Origin of the sequence: Streptomyces sp. NPDC046831, assembly GCF_040645305.1 — a bacterium.
Taxonomy (GTDB): domain Bacteria; phylum Actinomycetota; class Actinomycetes; order Streptomycetales; family Streptomycetaceae; genus Streptomyces.
This window is the reverse complement of record NZ_JBEYXZ010000068.1, coordinates 1-8,666: the sequence shown is the minus strand read 5'-3', so window position 1 is coordinate 8,666 and position 8,666 is coordinate 1. Positions and strand designations below refer to the sequence as shown.

At 74.5% G+C, this 8,666-nt stretch carries 5 protein-coding genes and 1 pseudogene; 4 read left to right on the top strand and 2 right to left on the bottom strand.

Annotated elements, in window-relative coordinates:
* Positions 1-93 (bottom strand): annotated as a pseudogene (locus ABZ920_RS30315) (recombinase RecB); the annotation flags it as partial.
* Positions 94-662: 569 nt separating this feature from the next.
* On the opposite strand from ABZ920_RS30315, the gene ABZ920_RS30310 reads away from it, so the two are divergent.
* The 3 genes from ABZ920_RS30310 (at position 663) to ABZ920_RS30300 (ending at position 3,800) form a co-directional block, all read left to right on the top strand.
* Positions 663-1,034, top strand: coding sequence for a hypothetical protein (locus ABZ920_RS30310; RefSeq protein ID WP_361512015.1), 372 nt, complete (start codon positions 663-665; stop codon positions 1,032-1,034).
* A gap of 290 nt (positions 1,035-1,324) precedes the next feature.
* Positions 1,325-2,725, top strand: coding sequence for a protein kinase (locus ABZ920_RS30305; protein ID WP_361512012.1), 1,401 nt, complete (start codon positions 1,325-1,327; stop codon positions 2,723-2,725).
* Between the two features lie 319 nt (positions 2,726-3,044).
* Positions 3,045-3,800, top strand: a complete 756-nt coding sequence (locus ABZ920_RS30300; protein ID WP_361512009.1) for a ZIP family zinc transporter — start codon at positions 3,045-3,047, stop codon at positions 3,798-3,800.
* Between the two features lie 232 nt (positions 3,801-4,032).
* Here the strand turns inward: ABZ920_RS30300 and ABZ920_RS30295 are convergent, their stop codons facing one another.
* Positions 4,033-4,824 carry a polysaccharide deacetylase family protein gene (locus ABZ920_RS30295; RefSeq protein ID WP_361512006.1) on the bottom strand — a complete coding sequence of 264 codons (792 nt, stop codon included), beginning with the start codon at positions 4,822-4,824 and terminating at the stop codon, positions 4,033-4,035.
* 364 nt (positions 4,825-5,188) lie between these two features.
* On the opposite strand from ABZ920_RS30295, the gene ABZ920_RS30290 reads away from it, so the two are divergent.
* On the top strand, positions 5,189-8,563 hold the full coding sequence (locus ABZ920_RS30290; RefSeq protein WP_361512003.1) for a pyruvate carboxylase: 3,375 nt from the start codon (positions 5,189-5,191) through the stop codon (positions 8,561-8,563).
* The last annotated feature ends 103 nt before the right edge of the window (positions 8,564-8,666 follow it).

Below are 8,666 nucleotides of genomic sequence, written 5' to 3'. Positions count from 1 at the left end.
GATCCCCTTCAGCCGCCAGACCACCAGCGCGTAGAACTTCATCTGGAACAGCGCACCCTCGGCGTACTCGGGCCGGGGCGCCTTGCCCGTCTTGGCCCCGTCGCCGGGCGAACGTTGCCTGCCGCGGCACCAGCACGTGCTTGCGCGAGCCGGTCGATGCCCACCCCGCAATCCAGGGACCACCGGACAGCGGCCCGGACCGGCGCCCGCCCCCTGTGCGCCGGGCCGGGCCGCGGCGGCCGGCCCAGCGGCCGCTCACGTCCGCTGCCCGGCGCGGGAGTCGGCGTCGGGCACGGCCCCGAACGCCTCGCCGCGGCCGGCTACGAAAGTTCCGCCGACGCGGTAGGGGCGATCAGGGTCCTGCGGCAGGCGGTACCGGGCCGGGCCTGCTCTCCGCCGTCCAACTCCCCGAAGGGGGCGGTGGCGCACCGGCCGCGGTGCCGGAGTCGCCGACCGGGCGGCGCGGACGGCGTGGCGGCGCCCGGCCAACCGCCTTTCAGCCTTTCGGGTAACGCGACCGGAAACCGCGTGCCCCATGCACGCCACGGCCCTAGTTTCGACAGGGCGCGGGACGCGCGTGCTGTCGGGCGTCCCGCACGGTCCGGGATCGTGCCGGCGCCGGCCGACCACCGGCGCCGCATCCGACGAGGGGAATCGGATCCATGAGTACACGCAAGCGCCTTGCCCTGGCCCTGGCCACGACCGCCCTGCTGGGCGGCACCGTCGCCCTCGCTCCGGCGGCGACGGCCGCACCCGGTGCGCCGGCGGCGGACTCCTGCACCAACAACTGGTCCATCTCCAGCCGCCAGGGCTTCGCCAACGGCAAGTGGTGCAACTACAACACGAAGGTTGTCGGGACGGTCCACGACACCAACTCCGACGGCCGCTGCCCCTTCGTGCGCGGCGGGCTCCGCGGCGGCGGCCACGTCGACAGCGACTGGGCGGGCCCGAAGGGCGACTCCTCACCGGTGCGGCTGCAAGCGCCCCGCGGCAAGTCGTTCGAGCGGCTGCAGATGATGTACATCAACTGCTGAGTCCTCCCAGCGAAGCACCGCACTCCGTACTCGGGCCACCGGGTCGCCCTCCGCCGGCCGACCCGGTGGCCCGAGCGCGTCTCCGGCCGGCCGGAGGGCTCGGCTCCGGGGCGACGCGCCGTCACCGGAGGGCCCCGGCCGGCCCCACCGGGCGAGTGAAACACCGGCCCCCGGCGCCGTGATCGACCGCGACCACCGAAACGGCCCGGGTGCCTGCCGCAGGAGCGGGTACCCGCGCCACACAGCGTCGATTGTCGGCTTTGCTCGCGGTGACAGTAACGGAGAGACGAATGAACGGCCCCCGAACAGCCTTCCCGCCGACGCAGCGGGTGTCCGCCGAGACTGTGGGTGGCCGGTACCAGCTGGGCGCCGGTATCGGCCGTGGCGGCGCCGCCGACGTCTACGAGGGCGTCGACGTCCGCCTGGGACGGCAGGTCGCCGTGAAGGTCTTCCGGGCGGGCGCCGACCCGGACATGGAACGGCGGTTCGCCGAGGAGGCCGTCCTTCTCGCCCGCCTGCAGCACCCCGGGCTGGTGACCGTCTACGACGCCGGCCGGCACCAGGGACGCGCCTACCTCGTCATGGAGCTGGTCACGGGGCAGACGTTGCGCGAGTGTCTCGCGGCCGGTCCGCTGTCCCCCCGGCGCGTCGCCGAGCTCGGCGCCGCCCTCGCGCGGGCGCTGGCCCACGTGCACGAGGCCGGCATCGTGCACCGCGACATCAAGCCGTCGAACGTCCTGCTGGACGCGTCCGGCGTTCCCCACCTCGCGGACTTCGGCATCGCCCGGCTGGTGAACGCCACCCACCACACCGCCTCCGACGTCCTCATCGGAACCGCCGCCTACCTGGCGCCGGAACAGGTCATGGGCCGGGAGGTCCGGCCGGCCGTCGACGTCTACGCGCTCGGTCTGGTCCTGCTCGAATGCCTGAAGGGATGCCTGGAGTACGAGGGAACCCCGCTGGAGGCGGCCGTGGCACGCATGCACCGGCCCCCCGTCGTCCCCGACTCGCTGCCGCCCGAACTGGCCCGCCTGCTGCGCGCCATGACGGCTCAGGACGAGACGGAGCGGCCCGACGCCGCGAGTTGCGCCCGGACGCTGTCCGCCCTGTGCGCCGCACCGCTTCACGCCATAGCGGACGCCCCCCTGTCCTCGCTGTCTCCCGTCACCCTCTCCGCGCGGGCGGACGCCGAGACGCGCAGCAGGGCCCGGCACACCGGCCGGACGAAGCACACGCGCCGCCTCGCCGTCGGCACCGCCCTCACCGCGCTCTCGGCGGCTCTGGGAGCGACCCTCGCCATGACTCCGGGCACCGGCGCGCACAGTGACGAACGGGCGGGATCCGGCTCGCCCACCTCGGAAATGGCCCAGCCCCCCTCCGACTCCGCCTCTCCCGAGGCGTCCCCCGGGACAGCCGCTGCCCACCCGAACACGCCCGGGCCCGCGTCCCGTCCGGCGTCCGGACCGTCCCGCTCCACCGCCACCGAAGCGCCGGCCGGCGGCACATCCCCGGCCGGCGGCACCGCCTCGGCCGGCGGCACCGACGTGACCGAGGCCGCAGCCCGGGCCGCCACACACCGGACGTCCTCCGGCGAGAAGGAGGGCGGCGCCTCCCGGCACGACGTCCCGGGCCTCGACAAGAAGGCGGCCGAGGGCGCTCCCGCCCACGCCGGGCCCGGCCGCGCGCGCTAGGCCCTGTCCGACCCTGCGCGTCTGCCGCGCGAGGCCCTGCACGCTCCCCCAGGCTCTCGGCTTGGCTCGGGCAGGGGGTACCCCCGCTCGCCGCACCGGCCCCGGACCCGAGTACGTCCAGTACGAGGGCCTGGGGCCGGCACGCCGGGAGCACGCACCTGACGCCGCGCGGCCGCCCTTCGGGCGACGACGCGCAGGGTCGGACAGGACCTGGCCGGCCGGCGCATCCGGCAAGGCGCAGGGCCGGACAGCAGGGAAGGGCCACGGCTGATCGGCCGCGCGGGATCATGGAAGACGGCTCACGGGGTACCCACGGAACATGACGGATGCTCTGGTCGCCGGTGGGTGGGGCCTGCTCGCCGGATCGGCCCTCCTGCTGGGGGCGGCGCTCGGCTATCTGGTGCGGGTGCCGCAACGCGTCATCGCGTACGTGATGGCCTTCGGCGCCGGCGTGCTGCTGGCCGCCGTCTCCTTCGAACTGCTCGACGAAGCCCACAAGGAGGCGGGCCTGGTGCCGACGGCGGTCGGCACGCTCCTCGGGGCGGCGGCCTACACGGGCGGCAACGTGTGGCTGGCCCGCCGCGGCGCCCGGCACCGCAAGCGGTCCGGCCACCGGGAGCAGCAGCCGTCCGAGGAGCAGCAGGCGGGCTCGGGCAGTGCCCTGGCGCTCGGCGCGCTGCTGGACGGCGTCCCGGAGTCGGCGGCCATCGGCGTGAGCCTGCTCGACGGCGGCGCGGTCAGCCTGGTGACGGTGGCGGCCGTGTTCATCAGCAACGTGCCCGAGGGGCTGTCCAGTTCGGCGGGCATGCGCGCGGCGGGACGCGGGTCGCGCTACGTCTTCGGGGTGTGGGGGTCCATCGCCGCGGCCAGCGCGCTTTCCGCGCTGCTCGGGTACGCCGTGCTCGGCGGCCTGTCCGCGGCCGTGGTGGCCGCGGTGACGGCCGTCGCGGCGGGCGCCATCCTGGCCATGGTCGCGGACACCATGATCCCGGAGGCCTTCGAGGAGACCCGCCTGGCACTCGGACTGATCATCGCCTGCGGCTTCCTGGTCTCCTTCGGGCTCTCCCATCTGTGACCACGACCGGGCGGGGCAGGCCGCCGACGGCGCTCGCCGGCTTCGTGACCAGCCGCGCCGCGTCGCCCCTGCGCGGCGGGAGGGGGCCGCGGAAGCGCGCGGGCGGGAAGGCCCGGCGCGCCGCGCGGAGTCGGCGACGGCCCGCCCGCGCACGGGCCGGCGCCGACCGGACCACGCCCCCCCCACGCAGCAGGCGGGCCAGCCGTCCCGGACCGCCGCCGCCGCCACGGGCTCACCGCACCGGGAAACCGAACGAGTAGCCCTGCTCCTTCAGCCACGGCAGCACCTCCCGCAGCGCGGCCACCGTCTGGGAGCGGTCCCCGCCCGCGTCGTGGAAGAGGACGGTCGGGCCGTTGGAGATCTCGTTCTCGACGGTGGCGACCATGGCCTGGGTGCCGGGCCGTTCGAAGTCCTTGGAGTCGACGTTCCAGCCCAGCGGCCGCATGCCCCGGGCCGCGGCGAGGCGGCGGCTGTACGGGGTGAAGGCACCGCCCGGGGCCCGGTAGTACAGCGGCCTGACCCCTCCCGACGCCTCAGTGATCATGCGTTCGGCGTCCAGGATCTGCTGGGACTGGTAGGCCTCGGACCGGGTGTCCATGGTGGTGTCGTGGGACACGGTGTGGTCGCACAGCCGGTGCCCGGCCGCCACGACCGCCCTGACCAGGTCCGGGTGCGCCTGTGCCTGGGTGCCCACCATGCAGAACGTGGCCTTCACCCCGTTCTCCCGCAGCACCCGCAGTACCTGCGGCGTCCAGACCGGGTCGGGTCCGTCGTCGATGGTGATGTTGACGCCCCGGGGGCCGTGGTCCGAGGCGTGCGCGATGTCCGCCGGCACCGGTGCCCCCGCGGGGCGCTGCGGTCCGCCGCCCGGTGCCGAGGGGCGCTCGACGCCCGCTCCGGTGTGCCGGCCGGCGACGGTGTCGGCCTGCGCGGTCCACACCGACGCCGCGGCCGCCACCGCCGTCACTCCGAGCGCCGCCGCGAGCACCCGGCCGTGCCATCCCCGTCCGCCACGCCTCGTCATGTCCGCCCCTTTTCCTCGCCGTGTCCGTGATCTGCGCACACGTCAGGACGGAGGGAGGACGCGGCGGGATCCGTCCGTTACCGATCACGGACCATTCCGCGGGCGTTCGGCGACAGGCGGTGACACGACGCCGGCCGCGGCCGTCACGCGCCCCGCCGGGGGAGCGGTCCGGGAGGCGGACGCGCGTCCCGACGGCATCGGCTCGGTCCGCCGGGGCCGGAGCGCCACGGCTCCCGGGGGCCCGCCCCCGCGCGGGCCGCCGGACAATCCGCACCACACCGGGTCAGTGGCCCGGCTCACATGGCGTCGGGGAGGCGTCGCGGACACCATGGTCCTCGTCATCGGCAGGCCGAAGGGATCCAGGATGTTCCGCAAGGTGCTGGTCGCCAACCGTGGCGAGATCGCGATTCGCGCGTTCCGCTCCGGCTATGAGCTGGGTGCGCGGACCGTTGCCGTCTTCCCGCACGAGGACCGCAACTCGCTGCACCGGCTGAAGGCCGACGAGGCCTACGAGATCGGCGAACCGGGGCACCCGGTGCGGGCCTATCTCTCCGTCGAGGAGATCGTCCGCGCGGCGCGCCGGGCGGGAGCCGACGCCGTCTACCCGGGGTACGGGTTCCTGTCCGAGAACCCGGAGCTGGCCCGGGCCTGCGAGGAGGCGGGCATCACGTTCGTCGGGCCGGACGCGGGCACGCTGGAGCTCACCGGGAACAAGGCCCGCGCGGTGGCGGCCGCCCGGGCCGCCGGTGTGCCGGTGCTCGGGTCCTCGGCGCCCTCCACTGACGTCGACGCCCTGGTCCGTGCCGCCGACGACATCGGCTTCCCGGTGTTCGTCAAGGCGGTCGCGGGCGGCGGCGGACGCGGTATGCGGCGGGTCGAGGACCCGGCGACGCTGCGCGAGTCGATCGAGGCGGCCTCCCGCGAGGCGGCGTCCGCGTTCGGCGACCCCACCGTCTTCCTGGAGAAGGCCGTCGTCGACCCCCGCCACATCGAGGTGCAGATCCTCGCCGACGGGCAGGGCGACGTCATCCACCTCTTCGAGCGGGACTGCTCCCTCCAGCGCCGCCACCAGAAGGTGATCGAGATGGCGCCGGCCCCGAACCTCGATCCGGCGCTGCGGGAGCGGATCTGCGCCGACGCGGTGCGGTTCGCCCGCGAGATCGGCTACCGCAACGCGGGCACCGTCGAATTCCTGCTCGACCGCGACGGCCACCACGTGTTCATCGAGATGAACCCCCGCATCCAGGTCGAGCACACGGTCACCGAGGAGGTCACCGACGTCGACCTGGTGCAGGCGCAGATGCGCATCGCCGCCGGCGAGACCCTCGCGGATCTCGGGCTCTCCCAGGACACCGTCACCCTGCGCGGGGCCGCCCTGCAGTGCCGCATCACCACCGAGGACCCGGCCAACGGCTTCCGCCCCGACACCGGCAGGATCAGTGCCTACCGCTCCCCGGGCGGCTCCGGCATCCGTCTGGACGGCGGAACCACGCACGCGGGCACGGAGATCAGCGCCCACTTCGACTCGATGCTCGTCAAGCTCACCTGCCGGGGCCGCGACTTCACGGCCGCGATCGGCCGGGCCCGGCGCGCCGTGGCCGAATTCCGCATCCGCGGCGTCGCCACGAACATCCCCTTCCTGCAGGCCGTGCTGGACGACCCCGACTTCCAGGCCGGGCGGGTCACCACGTCGTTCATCGAACAGCGGCCGCACCTGCTCACCGCCCGCCACTCCGCCGACCGCGGCACCAAGCTGCTCACCTACCTCGCCGACGTCACGGTGAACAAGCCCCACGGCGAGCGCCCCGCGCTGATCGACCCGGTGACCAAGCTGCCGCCGCTGCCCGCCGGCGAACCGCCCGCCGGTTCCCGGCAGCGGCTCGTGCAGCTCGGCCCGGAGGGCTTCGCCCGGCGGCTGCGCGAGTCGCGGACCCTCGGCGTCACCGACACCACCTTCCGTGACGCGCACCAGTCGCTGCTCGCCACCCGGGTGCGCACCAAGGACCTCCTCGCGGTGGCCCCGGTCGTGGCGCGGACGCTTCCCGAACTGCTGTCCCTGGAGTGCTGGGGCGGCGCCACCTACGACGTGGCCCTGCGCTTCCTGGCCGAGGACCCCTGGGAACGCCTGGCGGCCCTGCGCGAGGCCGTGCCCAACATCTGCCTGCAGATGCTGCTGCGCGGCCGCAACACCGTCGGCTACACCCCCTACCCGACGGAGGTCACCGACGCCTTCGTCCAGGAGGCCGCGGCCACCGGCATCGACATCTTCCGGATCTTCGACGCGCTCAACGACGTCGGCCAGATGCGCCCCGCCATCGACGCCGTGCGCGAGACCGGGACGGCGATCGCCGAGGTCGCCCTGTGCTACACCGCCGACCTGTCCGACCCGTCGGAGCGCCTGTACACCCTCGACTACTACCTGCGCCTGGCCGAGCAGATCGTGGACGCCGGCGCGCACGTCCTGGCCGTCAAGGACATGGCCGGCCTGCTGCGCGCCCCGGCCGCCGCGACGCTGGTGTCGGCGCTGCGCCGCGAGTTCGACCTGCCGGTGCACCTGCACACCCACGACACCGCGGGCGGCCAGCTCGCCACCTACCTCGCCGCCGTCCAGGCCGGCGCGGACGCGGTGGACGGCGCCGTCGCCTCGATGGCGGGCACCACCTCGCAGCCGTCCCTGTCGGCGATCGTCGCCGCCACCGACCACTCCGAGCGGCCGACCGGTCTGGACCTCCAGGCCGTCGGCGACCTGGAGCCGTACTGGGAGGGCGTCCGCAAGATCTACGCGCCGTTCGAGGCGGGCCTCGCCTCGCCGACCGGACGCGTGTACCACCACGAGATCCCTGGCGGTCAGCTGTCCAACCTGCGCACCCAGGCGGTCGCCCTCGGCCTCGGCGACCGCTTCGAGGAGATCGAGGCGATGTACGCGGCCGCCGACCGCATCCTGGGCCGTCTCGTCAAGGTCACCCCCTCGTCCAAGGTGGTCGGCGACCTCGCCCTGCACCTGGTCGGCGCCGGGGTGACGCCGGAGGACTTCGAGGCGACGCCGGACCGGTTCGACATCCCCGACTCCGTGATCGGCTTCCTGCGCGGCGAGCTGGGCACACCGCCCGGCGGCTGGCCCGAGCCGTTCCGCACCAAGGCACTCCAGGGCCGCGCGCAGGCCAAGCCGGTGGCGGAGCTGACCGACGAGGACCGCACGGGCCTGCAGAAGTCCCGGCGCGCGACGCTCAACCGGCTGCTGTTCCCCGGGCCGACCCGCGACTTCGAGACGCACCGCCAGGCCTACGGCGACACCAGCGTGCTGGACAGCAAGGACTTCTTCTACGGGCTGCGGCCCGCCAAGGAGTACGCCGTCGACCTGGAACCCGGTGTCCGGCTGCTCATCGAGCTCCAGGCCGTCGGCGAGGCGGACGAACGCGGCATGCGCACCGTGATGTCCACGCTCAACGGCCAACTGCGCCCCATCCAGGTACGCGACGCCGCCGCGGCCTCCGAGGTGCCGGCGACGGAGAAGGCGGACCGGACCAAGGCCGGACACGTCGCGGCGCCGTTCGCCGGTGTGGTGACGCTCGCGGTCGCCGAGGGCGACCACGTGGAGACCGGCGCCACCGTGGCCACCATCGAGGCGATGAAGATGGAGGCCGCGATCACCGCCCCCAGGTCCGGCACGGTGACCAGGCTGGCCATCAACCGCATCCAGCAGGTGGAAGGCGGCGACCTGCTCGTCGAGGTCGGCTGAGGCTGGGGCCTCCCGCGCGGTCGCGCTGTTCGTCTGGCTGGTCATCTGCTTCTCGCAGCTGCGCATGCGCAGGATCATCCAGCGGGAGGCGCCGGAGAAGCTC